This window comes from Paenimyroides baculatum, assembly GCF_008629655.1.
Taxonomy (GTDB): Bacteria; Bacteroidota; Bacteroidia; order Flavobacteriales; family Flavobacteriaceae; genus Flavobacterium; species Flavobacterium baculatum.
In genome coordinates, this window is the sequence record NZ_VWSG01000001.1 from 342,129 (window position 1) to 367,026 (window position 24,898).

Below are 24,898 nucleotides of genomic sequence, written 5' to 3' on the forward strand. Positions count from 1 at the left end.
GAAAAGGTTGAGAAAACTCAACCTTATTTTTTAACCGTTTAAAGCCTCAACAACAATATCGTTGTTATGCAGCATTTGGCGTAACATGTTTTCGATACCGTTTTTCAGCGTAAATGTTGACGACGGACAACCGCTACAAGCACCTTTTAAGATTACGGTAACTCGTTTTGTTTTGTCATCGTAATTTTCAAAAGTGATATTTCCACCGTCTGATTGAACTGCCGGTTTTACATATTCCTCTAAAATATTGATGATTTGTTGCGATGTTACATCTAAATTGTCAAAGTATTGCTCCTGCTGTTGTTCATGAGCTTTTGTTTCAACAATTAACGATTCATCTATAACCGTTCCACCGTTTTCAATGAATTGTTTAATGAAAGTTCGCACTTCAATAGTGATTTCATCCCATGAATAACTTTCGAATTTAGTGATCGAAACGTAATTCTCATCAATAAAGACTTCTTTTACATAAGGAAGTTTGAATAATTCTATCGCTAAAGGCGATGGTTTGGCTTCATCGATGTTTTTAAATTCAACCGCCGTTTTGGTAAGCGATTTGTTTGCTACAAATTTTAAAACCGCCGGGTTCGGAGTAGTTTCGCCATAAACAGTTACCGGGATTTTTTTGGTAGTTTCTTTCTGCGATTCAATTAAAACCTTTCCACCGTTAGTAACAAAGTCTTCAATTTGCTTTTTAACATCATCCTGTACATCTGTCCATTCCACAATAGAAAAGCGTTCAACAGCCACAAAATTCCCTGAAACATAAACCGATTTTACAAATGGTAGGTAAAATAACTGTCTTGCTAAAGGAGAATTTGCCGTATCGTCGATGTTTTTGAACTCAAAATTAGATCCATAGCTAATAAAATCAGGGAATTCAAACTTGATTATTGCTGGATTTTGGGTTTCTTTTATATTTATTTTAAACATTTTTTAAGATTTTTTTCAAAATTAACAAAGAAATATCAATTGAATATTTATATTTGGAAATTAAACGTAAAATTAACATATTTGAATTCATGATTTTGTAGAATATATTTTATAATCATGATATAAAATATTATACTTTTTATATATATTTGTTAACCATTTCTAAAGAGAAAAAAAGAATTTATGAATATATTTACTAAATCCTTAGTAGTTGTTATATCTTCATTATTTGTGTCGCAAGTAAGTAACGCGCAAGAAGGAATTGCAGTGTATCAAGATTATTTAACAGATAACTATTATCTTATCCACCCTTCAATGGCTGGTATAGCAAATTGTGCAAAAGTTCGATTAACGGCGCGCCAACAATGGTTTGGTGAAAAAGATGCACCTGCTTTGCAAACAGCCAGTTTTAACACCTCGATTTCTGAAAGATCTGGTGTGGGTTTTGTAGCATTTAACGATAGAAATGGATATCATAAACAAGCCGGAGCAAAAATAACATATGCACACCATATTACTTTTTCACGAAGCGATTACGATTTGAATAAACTTTCGTTTGGTATTAGCGGAGGTATGGTTAATTCTCAATTAGACCAGTCTGAATGGGGTAATGGTGTGTTTGATCCTTCTGTAAACGGAGCTGAATTGAAATACAATTATTTTAATGTTGATATCGGTGCATCTTACCATTATTTGGATTTTTATGCACACGCAACAGCTAAAAACGTTATTACTTCTGATCGTGAGATATATTCAGATATAGAAAGTGATAATTTACGTAAGTATATTGTTTCTGCAGGATATGTTTTTGCAAAAAACAGAGGATACAGATCTTATAGAGATCAAGGTTTTTCATGGGAACCATCTGTGTTGTTTCAATATACAGAGCAAACACAGGAAAAAATGTTAGATGTGAATTTAAAAATGTATAAAGAATTTGCAAACGGACAATTCTTTGCAGGTGTTTCTTACAGAACAATGTTTGAAGGCGCTGAATACATGGAGAATAATGCAGACGTTAAAAAACAAAACTATCATTCGGTTTCACCATTGTTAGGTGTTAAGTTTAAACAAATAATGGTTGGTTATACTTACTCACACCAGTTTGGAGAAATTGGATTTGCGAAAGGAGGGTTTCATCAGTTAACTCTAGGATTTAACTTCTTATGTAAAGAAAGTAATTACAAATGTAACTGTCCGTCAGTTAACTTTTAATATTAACAGAAAATCCCGATATTTATCGGGATTTTTTATTTTATAATATGGCTTTAATTAAATCTATAAACGGAAAAGAACCTAAATTTCCCGATAATTGTTTTATTGCAGAAAACGCAACTTTGTTAGGCGATGTTGAAATGGGCGAACACTGTAGTGTTTGGTACAATGCAGTGGTACGTGGCGATGTTCATTATATTAAAATGGGCAACAAAGTAAACGTGCAAGATGGCGCAGTAATACATTGTACGTATCAAAAACATCCGACAATAATAGGAAACAATGTTTCTATTGGTCATAATGCTATTGTGCACGGCTGTACTATTCATGATAATGTATTGATTGGTATGGGAGCAATTGTTATGGATAATTGCGTTGTTCACAGCAATGTTATTGTTGGTGCTGGTGCGGTGGTTACACAGAATATGGAGTTATTACCAAATGGAATTTACGCTGGAATTCCCGCTAAAAGAGTGAAAGAATTAAACGCATCTGATTTTGCTGGAGAAATTGACCGTATAAGTAATAATTATGTATTGTACAGCAGTTGGCAATAATCTTTGATGAATATATAATAACAAAAAGCGTTTCAATTTTGAAACGCTTTTTTATGTTTTCTTTAAAAAGTTCGATTTGCTATAGAACAGTATAAACTGGTAAACATGTAGTGATGCTTCTCCTTCAGTCATTCCGTTGTAGGTTAACCTGCGGACTAAACGTTTATAATCTTCAGTTTCCTTAAATCGCCTGTGCTGATAATCTTTAAAAAGCTTTAATTGGTTGTAAGTAAAAGTCTCTGTTCTGCCAATGTTTCCTTTTTGAACTTCAAACACAATGTAATTGTCATAAATTGGAACTAAAGAATCGTTTACTGAAAACTTTTCTGCACCCAAACCAATATCAAACAAACCGCTTACCCAGCTTAAAAACATGGCTTCGTCTTTTTTGTTTAGTTCGGCAAGTACCGATAAATCTTTTGTTTTAGGATTTCTTCCAGTGATGTACATATTGTTCAGAAAGAATTTTTTATCCTTAACTTCAAACGCTGCAATGTAATTTCTATTAACAATAGTGGTGTCAATATTAGGAACAGGACGTTTGTCTGGATAATACCTGAAATATTGCTCCATGTGGTGGTAACGATACGGATAAGTTGTGCCGTTCCATGTAATGTTTTCCGGTTCGTACTTTTTTTGCGCCCATGTGAAAATAGTGCTTAAAAGTAAAATAATCGTGTAGAAGTGTTTCATAAGCTTAAAAAAAATACCGACAAAAGCCGGTATTAATTATAATGAAAACGATATTAAAAATCGTCGAATTCTACGTTTGTATAGCTTTTTTCTTCAACGTTAGCTAGTTCTCTTTTGAAATCTTTTTGATGTCTTTCAGAGATAACCTCTTCACCTTTTTGATCTAAAACATAATCAGTCATTTCGTTTAAGATTTCCTTAAAAGAAACAAAATCTTCTTTATAAAGGTAAATTTTGTGCTTTTTGAAGTGGAATGATCCGTCTTCTTCAGTAAACTTTTTACTTTCAGTAATGGTTACATAGTAATCATCTGCTTTTGTAGATCTTACATCAAAAAAGTAAGTTCTTCTGCCGGCTCTTAATACTTTCGAAAAAATTTCCTCTTTTTCTAGCATTTCATGGTCTCTCATAGTCCTTTCGTTGTGTTAAAATTTTTACATCCCTTCAAAAGTCCAAAAAAAATCTTATAAAACAAAATTTAAAGTACATCTTTTTCTGCTAATTGTTTATTATATAAATTGTTGTAATATCCTTTTTGGTTTAATAGTTGATTATGAGTACCTTGCTCTATAATTTCGCCATCGTTCAAAATAATAATCTTATCGGCATTTTTAGCAGATGAAACTCGGTGTGTTACAATAATGGTGGTTTTTTTAGCCGAAATGTCTTTTAAATTATTAAGGATACGTTCTTCAGTTTCGGTATCAACTGCAGATAAACAATCGTCTAACAACAAAACAAGAGCATCTTTAATTAATGCGCGAGCAATGGAAACACGCTGTTTTTGTCCGCCCGATAAGGTAATTCCGCGTTCACCCAAAATGGTTTCGTAACCTTTTTCAAAACGCATAATGTTTTTGTGAACATCGGCAATTTTTGCAAAATGTTCAATTTCTTCTTGCAAAGCATTTTCTTTACCAAACTGAATGTTGTTTTTAATGGTATCAGAAAATAGAAAAGCATCTTGCGGAACAACAGCGATTTGATCGCGCAGATTTTCAACATTCCAGTTTTTAATATCGATATTATCAATAGAAATCGATCCGGAAGAAACATCGTACATTCTTGAAATAAGCTGTAATATGGTTGATTTTCCCGATCCGGTTTTTCCTAAAAACGCAACAGTTTCGCCTTCGTTAATAGTGAAGGATATATTGTTTAAGGCGTGAATTTTTGTGTCTTCGTAAATAAAATGAACGTTGTTGAATTCAATCTTTCCTTTTAAATCGTGCTTTTCTAATGTTGTTGATTGGATAGATGGAACTTCGTTTAAAAATTCGTTAATACGTTTTTGTGATGAATCGGCTTCTTGAACCATTGATGATACCCAACCTAACGACGCAATTGGCCACGTTAACATATTAATGTATAAAATAAACTGTGCAATAACGCCAATTTCGGTTATGGTACCGTTAATGTACATGCGTGCGCCAATGTAAATTACCAGTATGTTACTTATCCCGATTAGAAAAATCATTAGCGGACCAATTAATGCGTTGGTGTACGTTAAACGCATAAATTTAGTTTTACTTTCGGTTGTAGCTTCGTCGTACGCTTTATTCTGCTTATCTTCTAAAGTGTATGCTTTGATTACGCGTATTCCCGAAAAAATTTCTTGCGAAAAAGACGAAAGTTTTGATAAATTCTGTTGATAAGCAAAGCTTCGGTTGTTGATTTCGGTACTCAACTTATACATTAAAATTGCCAAAAATGGCACCGGAATCAAAGAATACCAGGTTAGCGTTGGGGATATGATATACATTTGCACAATTACTACCGCCATTCTGAATATTGTATTTATGGAATACATTACCGCGGGACCAACATATTGACGCACTTTGGCAACATCTTCTGAAATACGACTCATTAAATCGCCGGTACGCTGACGTTTGTAAAAATCTAAACTCAATTTTTGGTAATGCTCGTAAATTTCGTTTTTAATATCGAACTCTATATGGCGCGACATTACAATAATTGTCTGACGCATTAAAAAAGTAAGAAAACCCGCCAGTAATGTGGTACCAACAATTAAAAGCATATTGTGCCATAAAGCCTGTTTGGTGGCTTCGGCGGTTACTTCGCCTGTTAAAAAATGCTGCAAAACGGTAATAGCATCACCAATATATTGTGGTGTAAAAACGGTAAATATCTGCGATGCAATGGTAATAACAATACCAAGTAAAAAGCGGTATTTGTATTTTATAAAGTATTTATTAAGTTTTTGAAGTTCTTTCATTACTTATCTTCTATTTCTTTTAAATATTAAAAAACGCGGTGCGTTTGTTGTTAACTTTTTTAACAATTGATTATATGATTATTGATTTAATAATAATGTAATCAAAAAATAATAATAAAATAAATTGTTTTATATTTGAATCTATCCAAATTATTAAAATTATGACAACAAACGTATATACTCCAGACGAGTTAAAAAAAGTTGACCCAGTCTTTGGTCAGATTTCCTTTGATCATCACGAACAAGTTGTTTTTTGCCACGACAAAGATACTGGTTTAAAAGCAATTATTGGTATACATAATACAGTATTAGGTCCGGCATTAGGAGGTACGCGTATGTGGAATTATACTTCTGAATGGGAGGCTTTGAACGATGTTTTACGTTTATCGCGCGGAATGACTTATAAATCAGCAATTTCAGGATTAGATTTAGGCGGTGGAAAAGCGGTGATTATCGGTGATTCTAAAAAAGACAAAAATCCTGAATTAATTAAAGCATTTGCTAAATATGTTGATTCATTAAGCGGACGTTATATTACAGCAGAAGATGTTGGTACTACAACACCTGATATGGATTTAATTCATACAATTACGCCACACGTAACAGGTATTTCAGAAAGTTTAGGCGGATCTGGAAATCCATCACCAGTTACAGCTTACGGTGTTTACATGGGATTAAAAGCTGCAACAAAATTCAAATACGGATCTGACGATTTAAATGGTAAAAGAGTTTTGGTTCAGGGAATTGGAAATGTAGGTGAAACCTTGGTAAAACACTTGGTAAACGCAGGTGCTTTGGTTACAATTACAGATATTAGCAAAGACAGAGTTGAAGAGGTAGCTAAAAAATACAACACGGCTATTTACATGGGCGAAGATTTATATTCTTTAGATGTTGATATTTACGCACCATGTGCTTTGGGTGCTACAGTGAACAACGATTCTGTCAGCAAATTAAAAGCGCAGGTAATTGCCGGTGCTGCAAATAATCAGTTGGCAGAAGAAGCAATTCACGGTAAAATGTTACAGGATAAAGGTATTGTTTATGCTCCTGATTTCTTGATTAACGCAGGTGGAATCATTAATGTTTTTGGCGAAATTGCTAAATATGGTTCAGACGAAGCAATCCGTAGAACAGAAAATATCTACAACACTACATTAGATATTTTAAATCTAGCAAAAGAACAAAACATTACGCCAAACCAAGCGGCTATGAAAATGGCAGAGCAGCGTATCGAAAAGAAAAAGCAAGAAAATAAATAAAAATTAAAATTAATTTTTTAGTTTTGCAAAGCGAAAATCACTCCGATTTTCGCTTTCTTTATAAAAACAAGTTCTTAGTAGCATGGTAAACAGACGTCATATCCGTTCAAAAGTATTGCAGGCAATATATGCAATGACTCAAAACCAATCCGATCAATTAGATGTTTATGAAAAATATCTTTTCAGCAGTTTAGAAAACATCCGCGAACTGTATCTTTTAATGTTGTCTTCGTTAATTGAATTGCAGAAAGTAGAGAATAATTTTCTAGAAGTATCGGCGCAAAAACATTTAGCTACACCACAAGAAAAAACTCCCAATAAAAAGTTTGTCAATAATTTGGCGCTTCAAATTTTAAGTAATTCCGAAACATTGAATAATTGGCTGGAAGAATTGCATATCAATCAGTTTCATGTAAACGATCACTACATAAAAACGTTGTTGCAAGAAATTAAATCAAGTGAATTATACAAGCATTATATGCGTAACGGCGTGAATACTTTTGAAGAAGATAAAGACTTTTTAATTAAGTTATTTACCGATTTTATTGCTCCGAACGAAAAAATATACGAGTTTTTAGAAGATTATAAAATTTCTTGGATTGATGATATTCCGGTTGTAAACACAGCTATTTTAAAACAGTTGGAAGGATTGAAGAACGAAACCAGCTATTTTAAACTGAACAAGGTTTTTAAAGACGATGAAGATAAAGAATTTGCAAAGCAGTTGTTTAGAAAAACAGCGTTGAATGCAGATGTTTTTGTTAAGGAATATGAAGACAAAACCCGTAATTGGGAATTAGACCGTATTGCAGAAATTGATACTATTATTTTGAATTTGGGTGTTTGCGAACTGCAAAAATTTCCATCTATTCCTGTAAAAGTAACAATTAACGAATATTTAGAACTTGCAAAAGAATATTCAACACCAAAAAGCAGTATATTTATCAACGGAATTTTAGACGCTTTAGTTAAAGAATACCGCGAAGAGAATAAATTAAACAAAATAGGAAGAGGATTAATCGAATAATTATGAAAAAATTAATGTTTGCAGCAGGTTTCGCTGCATTAAGCTTAATGGCTTGTAATAAAAAAGAAGATGCTTCGTCACTTATCAAAGATGGTGCTTCAACAACAACTGAAACTACTACAACGGCTACCACTGCAAATGGTGTTACCGAAACTACAAGTTCAACAAGTACACAAACAGGTTTTCCTAAAATTGCATTCAACGAAACAACACACGATTTCGGCGAATTAAAAAAAGGATCTAAAGGTGAAGTTGAATTCGAAATTAGAAACGAAGGAACTGTAGATCTAGTAATTATCGATGCTAAAGCATCTTGCGGTTGTACGGTTCCAGAAAAACCAACCGAACCAATCAAACCAGGTAAATCGGCAAAAATGAAAGTTGTATTTTCTGCAAATAGTGCAGGTTTACAAAGTAAAAACATAACATTAACAACCAATACCGAAGCTGGTAGCGAAGTGTTAACTGTAAAAGCAAACGTAACAGAATAATTTAAAATGGAAAATATACAACAGTTTTTACCTTTTGTTTTAATTATGGCGGCAATGTATTTTTTAATGATACGCCCACAACAAACAAGAGTTAAAAAAGAAAAAGAATTTGAGGGTAGCTTAAAAGTAGGCGATAAAATTGTCACAAAAGCCGGTATCCACGGAAGAATTTCTGAACTTGCAGAAACAACAATGGTTGTAGAAACAATGGCAGGAAAAATTAAAATGGAAAAAGCAGCAATCTCTTTAGATTTAAGCAGAAAAGTAAATGCTTCTCCGGTCGTAGAGAAATCATAAATAAAAAACTCCTAAATTTCTTTAGGAGTTTTTATTTTTAAGGTCTGTTTCCAGTAATTAATCGGTATAGAATAGCAATAACTGCTAACACCAATAAAACGTGTATAAAACTTCCTACGGCGTCTGCGAAACCAAAATATCCCACAGCCCATAAAATAATTAGTACTACGGCAATAAGCCAAATTAAATCTCTCATAGCATACTAGTTTTAAAAATTAGTATCCTAAAGTTAATAAAAAAATATGTTAATCCTACTTTAACTTTTATATTTTTTGCAAACTTTGGTGGCTACCGCACAATTTTGTACTTTTATCAACATACAATTATAAGTAAACAAAAAGCTATAACATGCTTACAAAAAATAAAGATATTGCAATTGCAGGTGCTGGTTTGGTAGGCACACTTTTGAGTATCTATCTTAAAAAGAAAAACTACAACGTAACTATTTTTGATCGCAGTGAAGACATTCGCAAGGTTAAATTTTCAGGTAGATCTATAAATTTGGCAATGTCTACTCGCGGATGGTATGCTTTAGATGAAGTTGGTATTGGCGATGAAATCAGAAAAATTGCTATTCCAATGGATAAAAGAGCCATTCATTTAAAAGACGGTTCTTTATCTTTTCAGCCTTACGGAATCAACGGAGAAGCTATTTATTCGATTTCTCGTGGCGGATTAAATAGAATGATGATTGATCTTGCGGAAAAAGCTGGAGTAAATTTTGAGTTCAATCAGAAAATTTGGGACGTAAATTTAGATACCGCAACCTTATATATAGGTGAAAACGAACACGGGCCTTTTGAACAGCGTCAATTCGATCACATTTTTGGTGCAGATGGTGCTTTTTCTCGTATCCGTCACCGCATGCAACGTCAGAACAGATTTAACTATTCGCAGTTTTTTCTAAATATCGGCTATAAAGAATTAACCATTCCTGCAAATGAAGACGGTTCGCATAAAATCGATCCTAATTCTTTTCATATCTGGCCTCGTGGTGAGTTCATGCTGATTGCGCTTTCTAACGACGATGGATCTTTTACCTGTACACTTTTTATGCCTTTTGAAGGAGCAAATTCTTTTGAAGAAATCAATACAGACGAGAAAGTTACGGCGTTTTTCAACGAATATTTTTCTGACACAAAAGATTTAATTGTAAATCTTAAAGAAGATTATTTTTCAAATCCAACATCTTCGCTGGTTACCATGCAGTGCTATCCGTGGACGTATAAAGATAAAGTCGCGTTAATTGGCGATTCTGCTCATGCAATTGTTCCTTTTTACGGACAGGGAATGAATGCTGGTTTTGAAGATATTACTGAAATTAGTGATTTGTTAGATGAATTTCCGGACGATATTGAAACTGTTTTCGAAAAATATCAGGAGATACGTAAACCGAATGCCGATGCTATTGCCGAATTATCGTATCGAAATTTTATTGAAATGAGTACAAAAACGGCTGATGTTGATTTCTTGTTGCAGAAAAAAATCGAAGCATGGTTTACCAAACAGCACCCAGATAAGTGGCTTCCGTTGTACGATCGTGTTACTTTTAGCTTAAATCCTTACCAAGATGCTTTGGCAATTGGCGATTTACAGAAAAAAGTAATGGAAGACGTAATGCAGTTGCCGGATATTCATGAAAACTGGCAGACAAAAGAAGTTGAAAAACACATTTTAGATTTGTTAGATAAAAATAAAGCAGACATATAGTCTGCTTTTTGCTTTATATTACTTTTTAAATATCTTGGTAAGTACACCAAAAGCTCCCCGTATAAACGTTGCGCTGGTTAATACTTTAATAACCTGTTTGGTAAAATAACTTTCTTCTTTTTTCTTTGGTGCAGTACTGTTTTTCGATTCTTTAACAATTGCCGTTTCTGTTGGTTTTTCGGTAGTTAGTTTATGGTTCAGAATTTCGTAAGCACTTTCACGGTCAACCACATTATTGTATTTGTTTTTAAGGTTCGATTGCTGTATCAGCCCGTCAATTTCAGTAGGCGATAAAACATCCATTCGGCTCATTGGTGCCTGCATCATACAAACAGCAAGTGGTGTTGGGATCCCTTTTTCGTTTAAAACCGTTACCAAAGCTTCGCCTGTACCAAGCTGTGTAATAATTTCGTTGGTTTTGTAAAATTCGGTTGTAGGAAAATTTTCCGATGCCAGTTTAATAGCTTTTCGATCTTTATCGGTGAAAGCTCGCAACGCATGTTGAATTTTTAATCCTAATTGAGCTAAAACACCGTCGGGCACATCGGTTGGATTTTGTGTGATAAAATACAGACCAATTCCTTTAGATCGAATTAGTTTTACAATGGTTTCAATTTGATCTAAAAGTGCTTTGCTAGCTTCTTTAAAGATTAAATGGGCTTCGTCAATAAAAATAACCAGTTCTGGCTGTCCGCTGTCGCCTTGTTCGGGCATGGTATTGTAAACTTCCGCCAAAAGACACAACATAAAAGTTGAAAACAATTTTGGTTTATCTTGTATATCGTTTAAACGTAAAATATTTACAAAAGCTTTACCGTTTTCGTCGATTCGCATCAAGTCTTTAATATCAAATGATGTTTCTCCGAAAAATAAATCGGCATCTTGTTGTTCCAGTTCTATCAATTTACGCAGAATTGCTCCAGTTGATGCTGTAGAAACACGTCCGTATTCTTTTTCGATGTCTTCTTTACCTTCATTTGTTATAAACTGAATTACTTTTTTTAGATCCTTTAAATCTAACAAAGGCAGTTGGTGATCATCGCAGTATTTAAAAATTAACGACATTACACCACTTTGGGTATCGTTCAAATCTAAAATACGTGATAACAATACAGGTCCGAATTCAGAAATGGTTGCTCTTAATCGAACGCCGTTTTGTTTAGAAATGGTTAGTAATTCTACAGGAAACGCTTTAGGTTCAAAATGTAAATTCATTTTTGCATGGCGTTCCTCTATAAAAGCGTTTTTCACGCCTTGTTGCGCAATTCCGCTGAAATCACCTTTAATATCCATCATTAAAACAGGAATGCCTTTGCTCGAGAGTTGTTCAGATAACACCTGAATCGTCTTTGTTTTACCCGTTCCTGTAGCACCCGCAATTAAGCCGTGGCGGTTTAGTGTTTTTAAAGGAATATTAATAAAAAGGTCTGCAATTGGCTCATTGTCAATCATTGCACCGCCAATCGTTATATAGTCGGATTTAAAAGTATAACCGTCCTTTATTTTTTGTGTGAAATTTTCTCGATCCATTTAAACAATAATTCTATTTTTGATAAAGATATAAACTTCTTTCAACTAAAAAAATGCAATAAAACCGCAGGTTAAGTAATTGTTAAGAAATATTTGAAGTCAAAAAGCAATAATAATGAAAGTGAAACGTTTAATGATTAAGGATTTGATAAAAAAATATTAAAAAGTAAATTAATTGTTTCTTTTTCGTTAATTTTAAATTCTTAAATAATAACAGGCGAAATTTTATTTTTTTATATCAACTAAAAAACTAAATTTGCCTTGCTTCAATGAAAGCAAACTAATTTTAAAAATTGAGTAAACATTAAATTTAAATTTTATTAAGATGACACAAACAGTTGAGAAAAATCCAAGTGGTTCAGGATTATCAAACGTGGCTGCGGCGATTACAATTATTGCATGTTTAGTTTTTGGTTGGGTAATATGGAGATTTGTATTAGGAGCACCAGGTAACTTTATGAATGGTGACCGTAATGGAGATCCAAATCCAGGAGACTTAATGGGGATGATGTACAAAGGAGGTTACGTTATTGCTGTATTAATTGGATTAATGACAACAACTATTGTATTCGGTATCGAAAGATGGATTGTTATTAGCAAAGCTGCTGGTGCAGGAGATGTAAAAGCGTATGTTGGTAAAGTACAATCTTTAGTTAACGCTAATCAAATTGACGAAGCTATTGAACTTTCTGACAAACAAAAAGGTTCGGTTGCAAATGTTGTAAAATCAGCGTTGATTAAATTGAAAGAAGTTAAACGTGAAGGTTTTGATGCAGATAAAGCAACAGAAACTATTCAAAAAGAAATTGAAGAAGCTACTGTATTAGAAATGCCAATGTTAGAGAAAAACATGATCATTTTAGCAACATTAGTATCTATTGGTACATTAGTAGGTTTATTAGGTACAGTAACAGGTATGATTAAAGCATTCTCTGCTTTATCTACAGCTGGTTCTCCTGATTCATCTGCATTAGCAACAGGTATCTCTGAAGCATTAATGAATACTGCTACAGGTATTGGTACATCTACATTAGCTATTGTTTTCTATAACGTATTCACAACTAAAATCGATAAATTAACACATTTTATCGACGAAGCTGGATTCGCAATTACACAATCTTACAGAAGACACAATAAATAATAATTTATTGTAATTCGTATAAAAGTGTATAATTCCAGATTAAATCTGGTTAAAAAAGAAGAGAGAATATGGCAAAAATGAAAAAATCAAGTACAAGGATAGATATGACCGCAATGTGTGACGTATCATTCTTATTGCTAACATTCTTCGTTTTAACCTCTACAGCAAAAACACCAGAAGTTCACCCTGTTGATTTGCCTGTGTCTACAAAGGAAACTAAAATTCCTTCAGATGATATTTTATCAATAACCGTTGGTCAAGAAAACGTGTATATTGGTATCGCAGGTAAAGAAGATCGTAAAGATATCTTAACAAGAATGGGGCAGGAATATAAAATTGAGTTCACAGAAGCAGAGAAAAACGCTTTTGCTGGATTAGAAAACTTTGGTGCTGATATTCGTGAAATGAAGACCTTGTTGGCTAAGTCACCAGGTGACCGTATGCAGGAAGAGTTTCATAAGGGTATTCCTTATAAAGATTCTTTAAACAATCAGTTATCTTCTTGGGTACGTAATGCACGTGAATCATCTTGGCAACGTAAAGAGTCGTTTTTAAAAGTTGCGATTAAAGGTGATGCAAACGAGCAGTTTGGTACAATTAAAGAGATAATGAATATTTTACAAGAACAACGTCAAAACCGCTTTTACCTTGTTACAGGTTTAAGATCTGACGACTTTTAATCACTAAAATTTAAAAAGAAATGGCAGAATTAAATACAGGTGGTGGCGAAGGCAAAAAAGGCGGTAAAAAAGTAAGAAGTAAAAAACAAAATGCCGGGGTTGATTTAACGGCCATGGTAGATTTGGCATTCTTATTGATTACGTTCTTTATGTTAACCACTTCCTTATCTAAACCGCAGTCTATGGATTTGACTATGCCGGATAAAATTAAGGATCCAACAACAAAACCACAAGAGGCTAAAGAATCTAAAACTATGACTATTTTAATTGGTAAAGACCGTAAATTAAAATATTATATGGGGATTTTAAAAGAACCTTACCAAGGAGTTGGGCCAACAGATTCAACTTATGGGCAAAATGGTATTCGTAAAATCATCTTGCAGAAAATGGCTAATTTGAAAGCTAGTGGACAAGTTGGAAAAGATGGAGTTGTTGTGTTGATTAAAGCAATAGAAGAAGCTACTTATACTGATATGATTGATATTTTAGATGAAATGGCAATTACAGGAGTTGAGATCTATGCGATACAAGACATGACAGAAGAGGAAAAAGCAGTTATGCAGTAGCATAAATAAAAAATAAACTACTATGGCTAATATTAATTTATTTGGAAAGGATTGGACAAACGTTGTGTTTGAAGGTCGTAACAAAGCTTACGGTGCCTACAAATTGCGTCAGGAAAATCCTAAAACAACATTACTAGCATTATTGTTGGGGATTGTTTGTATTGGTTTGGCTTTTGGTGGATCAATAGCTTATAAATCTGTATTTGGTGAGAGATTCTCGTCTGATAAAGATGAAAAAGAAGTTGAGGTAACGGAAATTGTAATGCCTTTACCAGAACCAGAACCAGAACCAGAAGTAATTGAAGAACCAGAGCCGGAACCAGTTGTCGAGCAGGCAGATGCATCTAAATCTGTACAAGAAGAAGTAAAATTCTTGGAAACAGAAGTTAAGAAAGATAAAGATGTAAAAGACGAGCAAAAAACTACTCAGAAAGATTTTGATGATACAAAAACTTCTGGTCGTGAAAATCGCGAGGGTGATAAAGACGGTGATACTAAATTTGATGGTAAACAAACCGGTGGTGCTGAAAAAGGATCAAAAGGTACAGGAACCGGAGATAAAAAATCTGATGACGAAAATAAAGTTCACAGTTTTGTTCAGCAAAAAGCTGCGCCTAATGAAGGTTTAGCTAAATTTATGCAAAACTATGCGCGTAAATTTAATGCACCAGATGTTGGCGGAAACGTTACTGAAATTAAAGTGCGTTTAAAGTTTGTTGTTGAAAAAGATGGATCTTTTACAGATTTACAGGTTTTAGATGACAAACAAGGTGTGGGTAACGAGGCAAAGCGTGTGTTAAAAGCAATGCCGCAATGGAAACCTGCGCAACACAACGGTAAAACTGTACGTTCTAGTTTTACATTACCAATTACAATTAAAGTAAATAACTAATATGTTAGAAAACTTTATAAATAATTTTAAACAAAAATCGCTTTTACAGCGATTTTTGTTCTTTATTGGCTTGCTTTTCCTGATACTGTATTTTGTATTGGGATGTATGTTTATTTTTTGGAAAACCATTCCTTTGGAATTATCGTACAACCGCAGGCTGCTCTTTGGTATACTGCTTATAGTGTACAGTATTTTCAGATTTTTTAGAATAATAAACATAAGACAAGATTAATTTCTTGTCTTTTTTTGTTTTTAGCAGATACTAAATAAAATATATTTACGTTAATCTGTAAATGAGTGTTTATATTTTGTATATTTAGTTAAAACATTTTTATATGGTCTGATTTTTACGCTTTAACTTAAAAACATTTTAATCATGAGCAGTTTAAATTTATTTGGAAAAGAGTGGGGAAACATAGTGTTTGAAAACCGCAATAAGCTTTACGGAGCTTACAAACTACGCCAAGAAAGTGCTAAAACAACTTTTATGGCCTTGGCTATTGGTATAGGAACTTTAAGTATGATTTTTGGAAGTTCATATTTATATGCTTCTAATTCAAAAGAGGTAATTATTAGTTGTCCTGTTTCTGAGTTAGAACCTGTAGAACCTATTACAATAATTGAAGCCGATTTAATAAAAGTAGAACCAATTGTTGAAAAAGCGAAAGGTACAGAAGATGATGCAACTAAAGCAAACGCGACGAAAACGGATGTTATGGACAACAAAAAGTTAACCAATGTGAACATAACAGAAGATGACAAAGTAAAAAAAGATGATTTAACAGCTCAAAGCGAGTTTAACGATCATACTAATTCAAGTAGTGAAAATCTAAATGCTAATAAAAAGGGAACTTTGAATACTGATGGAAGCAAATCGGGTACTGAAAATACAGAAAAGGGTAATGATACTACGGGTTCTGGTTCAAATGATGGAGAGAAAAATATTAAAGGTAACGAAATAGTTAAGTTGGTTCAAAAAAAAGCAGCACCTACCGAAGGTTTTGAAAAATTCTTTGAATCGTACATCAGAAAATTTTCTGCAAAAGATCTTGGTGGAAGCGCAACAGAAATGGTAGTGAAACTGAAGTTTGTTGTTGAAAAAGACGGATCGTTTACAGACATAAAAATTGTTGAAGATAAACACGGTTTGGGTAACGAAGCAATTCGAGTCTTAAAATCAATGCCTAAATGGAAAGCAGCACAACATAACGGCAGAACGGTAAGATCTCAATTTACCTTGCCAATTAAAGTAAAAGTAAACAACTAAAAGAAGCCCGCTATTTAAAAGCGGGTTTCTCGTTTTTTATAAACATATTATTTGCAATTTAACGTAAGGTAAAATCATATTTAAGGCATCAATAATTTTTGTTTGTTAAAAATGCAAAATTTGTAAAGTTTATTAAAAAAAAAATTAGTAGATTTAGCAATCAATTAATATCTAAAATTATGAAGCAGATAATTTGGTCTGTGTTAGGGTTAAGCCTGCTAATTTCGTGTAAAAAAGAACCAGCAGCATCAACTGCTGAAGTGAAAGAAGCATACGACAGAGGAACAACAGAAATGTACGTAGAATCGTCGGTTTATCCTATAGTTGAAGATATTAACGAGGTATTTAAAACTTATTACAACGATGCCGATATAAAATTAAAAATGCTTTCGCAGAACGAGATTTTAAATGCGGTTTATAAAGATTCTAATCGTTTGGTAATAATGCCAAAGACGTTTTCGGCAAAAGAATTAGAAGCTTTCAAAGGTCGCGTTGTACCTAAAATAACGCCGATTGCTAAAGACGCAGTGTTGTTTATAACGCAGAAAAACGCAACAGATACTTTAATTAATTACAACGATGTAATAGCTGTTTTTAAAGGAGCTAAAAAATCAGAAAAAGTATTTGTATTTCATGATGCTAATTCAAACATCGTCGAAAAAATTAAGACAGATGCCGGTGTAAGCGAATTAAGCAAGAATGTTTATTATGCAAAAACGGTTGAAGAAATTGTATCATACATCAATAAAAATAAAAATGCAGTAGGTGTTGTTGGTATCAACTGGATGTTACAACCCGATGCAAAAATAAAAGAAGGTATAAAGCAGTTGCGCTCCATGTTGGTTTATAACGATTCACTAAAGAATTATTATGCACCATCGCAAAGTACCATTGCAGATAATACCTATCCTTTAATAAGAACAATAAATATTATAGACGTTCAGGGAAAAACAGGTTTAGGTACAGGTTTTGCTAGCTTTGCCGCTTCAGATAAAGGACAGCGAATTGTTTTAAAATCGGGTTTAATGCCGGTTACTTTACCAAAACGAGAAATTAACATAGTAGAATAATCAAGGTTTTTCAATATAATTGTAAATTATGAATAAAAAAATTACCCTAAGTTTAGCTTTATTATCATTCATTTTTAGCGCAAACGCACAGAGTGGTGCTAATGATATTGATACGGCAATTAAGTACGGTCGTTACGATGTTGCAAAAAAAGAATTATACAAGCTTGTTAGATCACAACCAAACCAAGGTAAAAACTTTTATCGTTTAGGGGTAATTCATTTAAACGAAAATAACCAGGATTCGGCAAGTTACTACTTCAAGCAAGGTTTAAGAGCCGTTAAAGATGTTGATATCAACAATCTTGGGTTAGGTAAATTAGGTTTGCTTACACAGAAAGATAAAGAAGCAAAATCAAAATTTAATGCAGCAACTTTAAATATGGGTCCAAAAGATTATCAAATCTATTTGGATATTGCAAATGCTTATACATTCGCTCCAAAACCTGATTACGATTTGGCTTTAGAGTTTGTAAACAAAGCATTGTTTCTAGAATTAGAAGAACCGGAACCACACATTGCTCGGGGAGATATTTACTTTGCAGAAAAGCAGTTTGTTGATGCGCGCAGAGTGTATTACGAAACATCGAAAAGATTCCCAAACAGTCATTTACCAAAAATGAAACTGGCTGATGTTTTACGCGCTGGTAACGAATTTGAAGATGCAATTAAAGTATATGATACCATTGTTTCTAAAGATCCGGCTTATGCTGATGTTTACAAGCAATTAGCATTAACGCATGCTGATTATGCTCGTTTTAAAGACGATAAAGCACTTTTACAGCCTGGTGTAGAAAACTATTTCAAATACCATGGAATGATTGGTGAAAGTATGGATGTTGATAACGAATTGGCTGCATACTTAATCAAAAATAAAGATTACAAGGCTTTAGGAGATTTGGTTAGAACAAAATGGTACACACGTGGAGATAACTTCTTTATGTACCGTTACCGTGCAATTGCCGATTTCCAAAACGGTAAATTTTTAGATGCTAAAGAAAACATCAACATGTATTTTGATGTTCAAGATAAGAAAGATCAATTATTGCCTATCGATTATTTATACAAAGGCTTGTCTGAATTAGAAGCGTCACGTAAAGAAGACGGAACTTTTAACGAAGCGGTTTACAAAAAATCAATCGATGAAATGGCTAAAGCGGTTAAAGAAAATCCTAAATTGGGAGTTGCTTTACACGAATTGGGAATGGATTTGTTTAAAGACGAACATTTTGAACAAGCTTATTTCGTTTTCGATTTAGCTTCTAAAGATGAAAAATCGCCTTATTACGTGTACGATATGTATTACAAAGGTAATGCACTTTACATGGCAAGCGATAAGCCTATGTTTAACGATCAGTTACAGAAAGCAAAAGACAACTTGGATAGCTCTTTGAAAAAGACGCCTACATTTGAAGCTTACCTGATTAGTGCGCGTGTTAACAGAAACTTGAATACGCCTACGTCTTTAGCTAAAATGGAAAAAGATTACGAAGGGTTTATCGATTTGTTAACTCAAAAAGGATTTGCAAACGATGCAGCTTTTAAAGACGCGTTAATTGAAGCTTACACCATGATTGGTAATTACAACCAAACTGCAAACAAAGCTAAAGCAACAAGTTCTTTCCAAAAAGTACTACGATTAGATTCTAGTAACGAATACGCAAGAAAACAAGTACAAAGCGCTAAATAAATAACAGAAGAGCAACTTAACGGTTGCTCTTTTTTTTATGAAAACTTTTTGGGATAACTATCGTATCTTTGCAAAAAAAATAAAAAATGACAACAGCAGAAACAATAGTTGAATCGTTACCTTTAATGGAGGCTTTTTATACCATTCAAGGAGAAGGTTTTTACACCGGTCACGCTGCGTATTTTATACGTTTGGCAGGATGCGATGTTGGTTGCCATTGGTGCGATGTTAAAGAAAGCTGGGACGAAAACCTGCATCCTAAAGTTTTGGTAAACGATATTGTTTCGCAAGCCGAAGAGAACGGAAAACTGGTTGTAATTACTGGCGGTGAGCCTTTAATGTGGAATTTAGATCATCTTACCTCAAAATTAAAAGAAAAGGGAATCCAAACAAATATAGAAACATCCGGAGCTTATGAACTGTCTGGTTTTTGGGATTGGATCTGTTTGTCGCCAAAGAAAAAGAAATTGCCGACACAAAGTGTTTACGATGCTGCCAATGAATTAAAATGCATTATTTACAATCATCACGATTTTAAATTTGCCGAAGAACAGGCTGCCAGAGTGAACAAGAATGCTAAATTGTATTTGCAGGTAGAGTGGGGTAAGAAGGATGAAATGCTGCCATTGGTTATTGATTATGTAAAAAATAATCCTAAATGGGCGATTTCTACACAAACTCATAAATATTTGGATATTCCTTAAAATATTTTAATTTTACCTTAAAAAAGTTATGAAGAAAATAATACTGTTCGTGTTTTTATTTGCAGCAGCAAATAGCTTTGCACAGGCGAATAAAGCTGATGTAATGAAGTTGGTTGAATTATCGGGCGAAGTAGCTGAATTCTACAATATTACCGATGAAATTTCAAAACAACTTTCTGTGAACAATCGTGAAAGTTTTAAAAAGGATATGGAGCCTTTAATTGCGAAACAAAAAAAGAGTTTAATTGCTTATTATTCGCAAAACTTATCACAAAGCGAAGTTGAAAACTTGATTGAATTTTATCAGACACCATTGGCAAAAAAATTCATGATGATCAAGCAAAATTATGCTACGGTTTTAAGCAATAAATCTGAAGATTTTAAAAGCGAAATACAAGGTATTATAATGAAATATATGATGTAAAAAGAGAAGCAACTGCTTCTCTTTTTTATTTTGTAATTCTAGCCAGATAATCAAAATTAGATCCTTCTAAAACCAACTCACATTTTAAATTTTGAGCTATACAGGCATTTTGAAGTGTATTAAAATCTAAATAAAGCCAATTAAAAGGTTCTTCTTTATCACCCTTGTATGAGACATTGAATGTTAGTTCGCCATAGTAATCGCCATAGATAGGAATCCATTTTCCACCATCATCGTCTTCGTCGAACATATAAATAATGTCTGAACTATCAATTAAAATCTGTCCGTTATCTGTCAGTAAAGTCTTTAATTTCGATAGGTATTGATCAATGTTTTTCAATCTACCAAAAATTCCGGTACCATTCATCAAAAGCAGAATCGTATTGAATTTTTCCGAATCATCAACTTGTAAAATATCAATCTGCATAGTTTTTTCAACACCGCGAATTTTACAGGTTTCAACAGCATTTGCAGATATATCAATTGCCAAAACATTCAATCCTTTTTCCTGTAAATACAATGCATGACTTCCTGCACCACAACCAACATCCAGAATGTTTCCTTTTGCAAGTTTTAATGCCTTTTGCTCTAATTTAGGCATATCTTTAAACGATCGAAAAAAATAAGAAACGTCCATTTCATCGGCTTCGCTGATGTTTGTTTCGGTAATTAAATTTTCGGGCTGATTATTTTGTACATAATCCAGCATTGCTTTGCCAAAAAGATCTTTAAACATAGTTTGATTATTTGTAATTTTGCATTTTAAAATTGCAATGGAACAGTATTTAAAACAATTGCCAAAGTTAGCAAAAGATAAGCATACAGAAAACAAGAAGTATTTCGATAAGCTAAAGAAAAAAACACCTAAAGATTTAGATTACAAAATGCAGCTTATTCATGACGATGTTTTTAAAAAGACCGATTGTTTAAAGTGTGCAAATTGCTGTAAAACTACCGGACCTTTATTTACTTTGGCAGATATTGAGCGTGTTGCAAAGCATTTGCGCCAAAAGCCACAACAGTTTATAAGCCAATATTTACGAATTGATGAGGATAACGATTATGTGCTGCAAAGTGTGCCGTGTACGTTTTTAGATCACGAAAATTACTGTATGATTTATGATGTTCGCCCGAAAGCCTGCAGAGAATTTCCGCATACCGATAGAAAAAAGTTTCAGCAGATAAGTAATCTTACCCTAAAAAATGTTGAAATTTGTCCGGCTGCGTTTGCAGTTGTTGAAGAAATGAAAAAGAAAATGCCTTTATAAAAAAGGCATTTAAGTTTTATATGAAACTATGTTCGTTGTCTAAATAGTTCTTTAAGAAATTGCTTGCGTCTTCTTCAGTATCAAAATTATTTATAACGTATTCAACCAAATTTAAAATAAACTCTTTAAATCGTTCAAATAAGTCAACCACACGACCTAAAATACGAAGAAACCACTCATAAAGAGATTGAAAACGATCAATGATAGAAATTATAGCGTTTGTTGTATTCATAACAAATTACTTTTTTTAACTTTTAATCAAATATAATAAAAAACTTGTGATTTGTAAGGTTTGTAATGATAAATTGAAGTTAAAAATCGGTGTAAAGTAAGTACTTTTTACGTGTTTCTTTAAAATCTTCAATACCGGCTTTCCAGGTTGATCTGATCTCTTTTTCGGTTAAACCTTTTTCAATTTGCTTTTGCAGTTGATCGGTTCCGGCAAGCTTGATAAAAAAGGTATTAAAGAATTTTTCTTTGTTCTCTGTGTTTTTATATGCTTTTAAAAGCCATTCTAACGATAAACCGTCGATTGTTTTATGAGTCGATAAATCTTCGCCAAAACATTTTACACCATTGTGCACCGGATCTTTTGCACCTTCATTCGGTTTTGGTGTAAAGGTAAAACCCATATTCTTTAAAGAGGGCGATCCGTAAATTTGAAACTGCTTTTCGGTTCCGCGACCCATACTTACATTGGTTCCTTCAAAAAAACACAAGCTGGTGTAGAGGTTTATTGATGTATCGTTTGGTAAATTTGGCGATGGTTTTACAGGCAATGAATACCGCATGCTTTTATTATAATTTTTAACGGGAATAATTGTCAATTTTGCCTGAGCTCCATTCTTCAACCATTTTTCGCCGTTAATCATTTGGGCATATTCGCCAATGGTCATTCCATGTAAAACAGGAATTGGGTGCATGCCTACAAAACTTTTGTTTTTCATATCTAAAACAGGTCCGTCAATCGTTGCACCTTTCGGATTTGGTCGATCCAAAACAATCACAGGAATATTATTTTCGGCACAAGCTTCCATTAAATAATGTAACGACGAAATATAGGTGTAAAATCGCGCGCCTACATCTTGCAAATCAAAAATCATTACATCAATCTCGGCAAGCTGTTCTTTTGTCGGCTTTTTGTTGTTTCCGTACAAAGAAATAATTGGCAAACCGGTCTTGGTATCTTTTCCGTCTTTAATCAGTTCACCGGCATCGGCAGTTCCACGAAAACCATGTTCGGGTGCATAGATTTTTTTAAGGTTGATTTTGTTATAATATAGAAAATCAATCAAATGCATTTGTTTATAATTTATTGTGGCTGTTTTCAAATCATGTGGATGAATTCCTTCATCTTCATACTTTAGATCAAAATTAACAATCCCAGTCTGATTCGTTAAAACTCCTACTTTTTTATCTTTTAATAACGAAAGATAAATCTCCGGTTGATCTGCTCCAGTTTTGAGATATTTTTCAAAAGCGATTGACTTTTGACTTTCTGCTTTCGACTTACTTTGCGCATTACAAACAAAACTTAACCCTGTAAATACTGTTACAAAGAAAAATAAAAATGTATTTTTGGAGTGAATTATAGATTTCATAGGTTTGAATTTATCTTATTTTATAGCTAAACGTTTAGCAACTTCTAAAAAGTATAAAAATAGTGTTTCTGCGCCAATTATAAAAATCGCTATTGCTGCGGTTGCTATCAGCGTTGTTATGATGCTGGTTTCTATTGCAACAGGCTTGGGTTTGCAGAAAAAAATACGCGATAAAATTACATCGTTCAACGGGCATGTGGTGATATCTAATTTTGATAACAACCAGTCCGAAGTTACTTTAGAGCCTATTTCTACCCAGCAGAATTTCTATCCGAAGTTTACCGAAGTGCCCGAAGTTACTGCGGTGCATCCGTTTGCTACAAAAGCCGGAGTTGTTAGAACCGATAAATCGTTTGAAGGAATTGTTTTTAAAGGGGTCGATAAAAATTATCAGTGGAATTATTTACAAGATTATTTAGTTGAAGGAAAATTGCCGGAATATAAAGCGGAAGGAATGACCAATGAAGTGATTGTTTCGGGCTATTTAGCCAACCGTTTAGAACTGAAAGTAGGCGATAAGCTGGATACTTATTTTTTAAAGAACGATGGTGAAGGTTTGCCAAACGTGCGCGCTTTTACCATTTCGGGAATTTACGATTCGGGTTTTCCGCAGTTCGATGAAACTTTTGTAATTGGCGATTTAAAGCATATTCAGCGTTTAAACAAGTGGGAAAAAGACGAAGTTGGCGGATTTGAACTTTTTGTGAACGATTTTACAAAGATCGATTCCATTGCAGATAAAGTGTATAGCCATATTCCATCAACGTTGAACAGCGAGCCAATAACAACCAAATACTATAATATTTTTGACTGGCTAAAGGTATTCGATTTAAATATTTACATCATTGTCGGGTTAATGATTTTAGTTGCCGTTATCAATATGATTGTTGCTTTATTGGTGCTTATTTTAGAAAGAACCCAGATGATCGGTATTTTAAAAGCATTAGGCGCAAGTAATTGGAGCATCCGTAAGATTTTTGTTTACAATGCAACGTATATCGTTTTAATCGGATTATTAATCGGTAACGCAATAGGTTTGGGCTTGTTATTGATACAAAGGTATTTCGGAATTATTACATTAGATCCAACACAATATTACGTAAAAGTAGCGCCTGTCTATATTTCGCCGGTTTATATCATTTTAATAAATGTAGCTTTAGTTGTTTTAAGCTATTTAATTATGCTGATACCATCAATTCTTATAACCAAAATTTCTCCGGTAAAATCGATTAAGTTTCAGTAGACTTAAAGACCGCGTGTCGGAATGAAATGAATACTGTCTACAATGAATAAAAATATAGTCCAAAATAGACTAATGAAAAATATTCTTTTTAAAGTTTTACTTGAATCATCTATTTTACAGTAAAGTGCTATAAATGTAATTAGAGTCATTGCAAAAGAATAGTACATACACCACATATAAATTTTCGGTACTAATTCTTGTGCTTTAATGGAATTTTTATACTCTTCATAAGTAAGACCTTTAATATCTGCCATGATTGGGTCGTAATCCATTATATAGTTGCTAATATCCATCTTAAAGAAGAATATTACAACGGAAATAAAATAAATCATAACTAAAACCCAATAAATATATCTAACAGCTTGTTTCATAAATTAAAAATAACAAAAAAGTCGCTACTAGAG

General features: G+C 33.3%; 28 protein-coding genes. 18 read left to right on the forward strand and 10 right to left on the reverse strand.

All coding sequences use genetic code 11. From position 1 onward, the window contains the following. Positions 1-30: 30 nt before the first annotated feature. Complete coding sequence (locus tag F0460_RS01710; RefSeq protein WP_150009632.1) at positions 31-933, reverse strand: NifU family protein; 903 nt, start codon at positions 931-933, stop codon at positions 31-33. A gap of 183 nt (positions 934-1,116) precedes the next feature. On the opposite strand from F0460_RS01710, the gene F0460_RS01715 reads away from it, so the two are divergent. Together F0460_RS01715 and F0460_RS01720 are read left to right on the forward strand one after the other, a co-directional pair. Next, entirely contained in the window at positions 1,117-2,148 is a 1,032-nt protein-coding gene (locus F0460_RS01715) for a PorP/SprF family type IX secretion system membrane protein (protein ID WP_150009634.1), read from the forward strand. Positions 2,149-2,195: 47 nt separating this feature from the next. After that, positions 2,196-2,705: a gamma carbonic anhydrase family protein gene (locus F0460_RS01720; protein ID WP_150009636.1), complete on the forward strand. Its 510-nt coding sequence runs from the start codon at positions 2,196-2,198 to the stop codon at positions 2,703-2,705. Positions 2,706-2,756: 51 nt separating this feature from the next. Here the strand turns inward: F0460_RS01720 and F0460_RS01725 are convergent, their stop codons facing one another. The 3 genes from F0460_RS01725 to F0460_RS01735 form a co-directional block, all read right to left on the reverse strand. Further along, a complete protein-coding gene (locus F0460_RS01725; protein ID WP_150009638.1) occupies positions 2,757-3,398 on the reverse strand; it encodes a hypothetical protein in 642 nt (213 codons plus the stop codon). A gap of 53 nt (positions 3,399-3,451) precedes the next feature. Further along, positions 3,452-3,808 carry a PUR family DNA/RNA-binding protein gene (locus F0460_RS01730; RefSeq protein WP_150009640.1) on the reverse strand — a complete coding sequence of 119 codons (357 nt, stop codon included), beginning with the start codon at positions 3,806-3,808 and terminating at the stop codon, positions 3,452-3,454. A 68-nt stretch (positions 3,809-3,876) separates the two neighbouring features. Further along, positions 3,877-5,634 (reverse strand): ABC transporter ATP-binding protein, encoded by a 1,758-nt coding sequence (locus tag F0460_RS01735; RefSeq protein ID WP_150009642.1) that lies wholly within the window; start codon positions 5,632-5,634, stop codon positions 3,877-3,879. A 161-nt stretch (positions 5,635-5,795) separates the two neighbouring features. Here F0460_RS01735 and F0460_RS01740 point away from each other — a divergent pair, with 161 nt between their 5' ends. The 4 genes from F0460_RS01740 to yajC all read left to right on the forward strand — a co-directional run bounded on the left by F0460_RS01740 (position 5,796) and on the right by yajC (position 8,711). After that, positions 5,796-6,896 carry a Glu/Leu/Phe/Val dehydrogenase dimerization domain-containing protein gene (locus F0460_RS01740; RefSeq protein ID WP_150009644.1) on the forward strand — a complete coding sequence of 367 codons (1,101 nt, stop codon included), beginning with the start codon at positions 5,796-5,798 and terminating at the stop codon, positions 6,894-6,896. 82 nt (positions 6,897-6,978) lie between these two features. Beyond that, the gene (nusB, locus tag F0460_RS01745) at positions 6,979-7,923 is read left to right on the forward strand and encodes a transcription antitermination factor NusB (RefSeq protein ID WP_150009646.1); all 945 of its coding nucleotides are present in this window, start codon (positions 6,979-6,981) and stop codon (positions 7,921-7,923) included. 2 nt (positions 7,924-7,925) lie between these two features. Further along, on the forward strand, positions 7,926-8,414 hold the full coding sequence (locus F0460_RS01750; RefSeq protein WP_150009648.1) for a DUF1573 domain-containing protein: 489 nt from the start codon (positions 7,926-7,928) through the stop codon (positions 8,412-8,414). A 6-nt stretch (positions 8,415-8,420) separates the two neighbouring features. Beyond that, positions 8,421-8,711 carry a preprotein translocase subunit YajC gene (gene yajC, locus F0460_RS01755; protein ID WP_150009650.1) on the forward strand — a complete coding sequence of 97 codons (291 nt, stop codon included), beginning with the start codon at positions 8,421-8,423 and terminating at the stop codon, positions 8,709-8,711. A gap of 37 nt (positions 8,712-8,748) precedes the next feature. Here yajC and F0460_RS01760 read toward each other — a convergent pair whose 3' ends face one another. Next, positions 8,749-8,907, reverse strand: a complete 159-nt coding sequence (locus tag F0460_RS01760) for a lmo0937 family membrane protein (protein WP_124899743.1) — start codon at positions 8,905-8,907, stop codon at positions 8,749-8,751. A gap of 152 nt (positions 8,908-9,059) precedes the next feature. Here F0460_RS01760 and F0460_RS01765 point away from each other — a divergent pair, with 152 nt between their 5' ends. Next, on the forward strand, positions 9,060-10,421 hold the full coding sequence (locus F0460_RS01765; protein ID WP_150009652.1) for an FAD-dependent oxidoreductase: 1,362 nt from the start codon (positions 9,060-9,062) through the stop codon (positions 10,419-10,421). 18 nt (positions 10,422-10,439) lie between these two features. Here the strand turns inward: F0460_RS01765 and F0460_RS01770 are convergent, their stop codons facing one another. After that, entirely contained in the window at positions 10,440-11,951 is a 1,512-nt protein-coding gene (locus F0460_RS01770; RefSeq protein WP_150009654.1) for a helicase HerA-like domain-containing protein, read from the reverse strand. 325 nt (positions 11,952-12,276) lie between these two features. Here F0460_RS01770 and F0460_RS01775 point away from each other — a divergent pair, with 325 nt between their 5' ends. The 9 genes from F0460_RS01775 to F0460_RS01820 all read left to right on the forward strand — a co-directional run bounded on the left by F0460_RS01775 (position 12,277) and on the right by F0460_RS01820 (position 20,382). Continuing rightward, on the forward strand, positions 12,277-13,092 hold the full coding sequence (locus F0460_RS01775) for a MotA/TolQ/ExbB proton channel family protein (protein ID WP_150009656.1): 816 nt from the start codon (positions 12,277-12,279) through the stop codon (positions 13,090-13,092). A 77-nt stretch (positions 13,093-13,169) separates the two neighbouring features. Continuing rightward, complete coding sequence (locus F0460_RS01780) at positions 13,170-13,772, forward strand: ExbD/TolR family protein (RefSeq protein ID WP_317132129.1); 603 nt, start codon at positions 13,170-13,172, stop codon at positions 13,770-13,772. A 20-nt stretch (positions 13,773-13,792) separates the two neighbouring features. Beyond that, positions 13,793-14,338 carry an ExbD/TolR family protein gene (locus F0460_RS01785; RefSeq protein ID WP_150009660.1) on the forward strand — a complete coding sequence of 182 codons (546 nt, stop codon included), beginning with the start codon at positions 13,793-13,795 and terminating at the stop codon, positions 14,336-14,338. A gap of 22 nt (positions 14,339-14,360) precedes the next feature. Beyond that, entirely contained in the window at positions 14,361-15,230 is an 870-nt protein-coding gene (locus F0460_RS01790; RefSeq protein ID WP_150009662.1) for an energy transducer TonB, read from the forward strand. Between the two features lie 376 nt (positions 15,231-15,606). Continuing rightward, positions 15,607-16,497 carry an energy transducer TonB gene (locus tag F0460_RS01800; protein WP_150009666.1) on the forward strand — a complete coding sequence of 297 codons (891 nt, stop codon included), beginning with the start codon at positions 15,607-15,609 and terminating at the stop codon, positions 16,495-16,497. 179 nt (positions 16,498-16,676) lie between these two features. After that, positions 16,677-17,567 carry a PstS family phosphate ABC transporter substrate-binding protein gene (locus F0460_RS01805; RefSeq protein ID WP_150009668.1) on the forward strand — a complete coding sequence of 297 codons (891 nt, stop codon included), beginning with the start codon at positions 16,677-16,679 and terminating at the stop codon, positions 17,565-17,567. 28 nt (positions 17,568-17,595) lie between these two features. After that, positions 17,596-19,254 carry a tetratricopeptide repeat protein gene (locus F0460_RS01810; RefSeq protein ID WP_150009670.1) on the forward strand — a complete coding sequence of 553 codons (1,659 nt, stop codon included), beginning with the start codon at positions 17,596-17,598 and terminating at the stop codon, positions 19,252-19,254. Positions 19,255-19,340: 86 nt separating this feature from the next. Next, positions 19,341-19,958 (forward strand): 7-carboxy-7-deazaguanine synthase QueE, encoded by a 618-nt coding sequence (locus F0460_RS01815; RefSeq protein ID WP_150009672.1) that lies wholly within the window; start codon positions 19,341-19,343, stop codon positions 19,956-19,958. Positions 19,959-19,986: 28 nt separating this feature from the next. After that, positions 19,987-20,382, forward strand: a complete 396-nt coding sequence (locus F0460_RS01820; RefSeq protein ID WP_150009674.1) for a DUF2059 domain-containing protein — start codon at positions 19,987-19,989, stop codon at positions 20,380-20,382. 25 nt (positions 20,383-20,407) lie between these two features. On the opposite strand, the gene F0460_RS01825 is transcribed toward F0460_RS01820, so the two are convergent. After that, the gene (locus tag F0460_RS01825) at positions 20,408-21,118 is read right to left on the reverse strand and encodes a class I SAM-dependent methyltransferase (protein ID WP_150009676.1); all 711 of its coding nucleotides are present in this window, start codon (positions 21,116-21,118) and stop codon (positions 20,408-20,410) included. A 37-nt stretch (positions 21,119-21,155) separates the two neighbouring features. Here F0460_RS01825 and F0460_RS01830 point away from each other — a divergent pair, with 37 nt between their 5' ends. Next, positions 21,156-21,650: a YkgJ family cysteine cluster protein gene (locus F0460_RS01830; RefSeq protein WP_150009678.1), complete on the forward strand. Its 495-nt coding sequence runs from the start codon at positions 21,156-21,158 to the stop codon at positions 21,648-21,650. A gap of 16 nt (positions 21,651-21,666) precedes the next feature. Here the strand turns inward: F0460_RS01830 and F0460_RS01835 are convergent, their stop codons facing one another. Next, positions 21,667-21,882: a hypothetical protein gene (locus tag F0460_RS01835; protein ID WP_150009680.1), complete on the reverse strand. Its 216-nt coding sequence runs from the start codon at positions 21,880-21,882 to the stop codon at positions 21,667-21,669. 79 nt (positions 21,883-21,961) lie between these two features. Continuing rightward, entirely contained in the window at positions 21,962-23,251 is a 1,290-nt protein-coding gene (locus tag F0460_RS01840) for an exo-beta-N-acetylmuramidase NamZ family protein (RefSeq protein ID WP_150009682.1), read from the reverse strand. A 4-nt stretch (positions 23,252-23,255) separates the two neighbouring features. Here F0460_RS01840 and F0460_RS01845 point away from each other — a divergent pair, with 4 nt between their 5' ends. Continuing rightward, the gene (locus F0460_RS01845) at positions 23,256-24,494 is read left to right on the forward strand and encodes an ABC transporter permease (RefSeq protein WP_150009684.1); all 1,239 of its coding nucleotides are present in this window, start codon (positions 23,256-23,258) and stop codon (positions 24,492-24,494) included. Positions 24,495-24,496: 2 nt separating this feature from the next. Here the strand turns inward: F0460_RS01845 and F0460_RS01850 are convergent, their stop codons facing one another. Then, a complete protein-coding gene (locus F0460_RS01850) occupies positions 24,497-24,865 on the reverse strand; it encodes a hypothetical protein (RefSeq protein ID WP_150009686.1) in 369 nt (122 codons plus the stop codon). Positions 24,866-24,898: the final 33 nt, after the last annotated feature.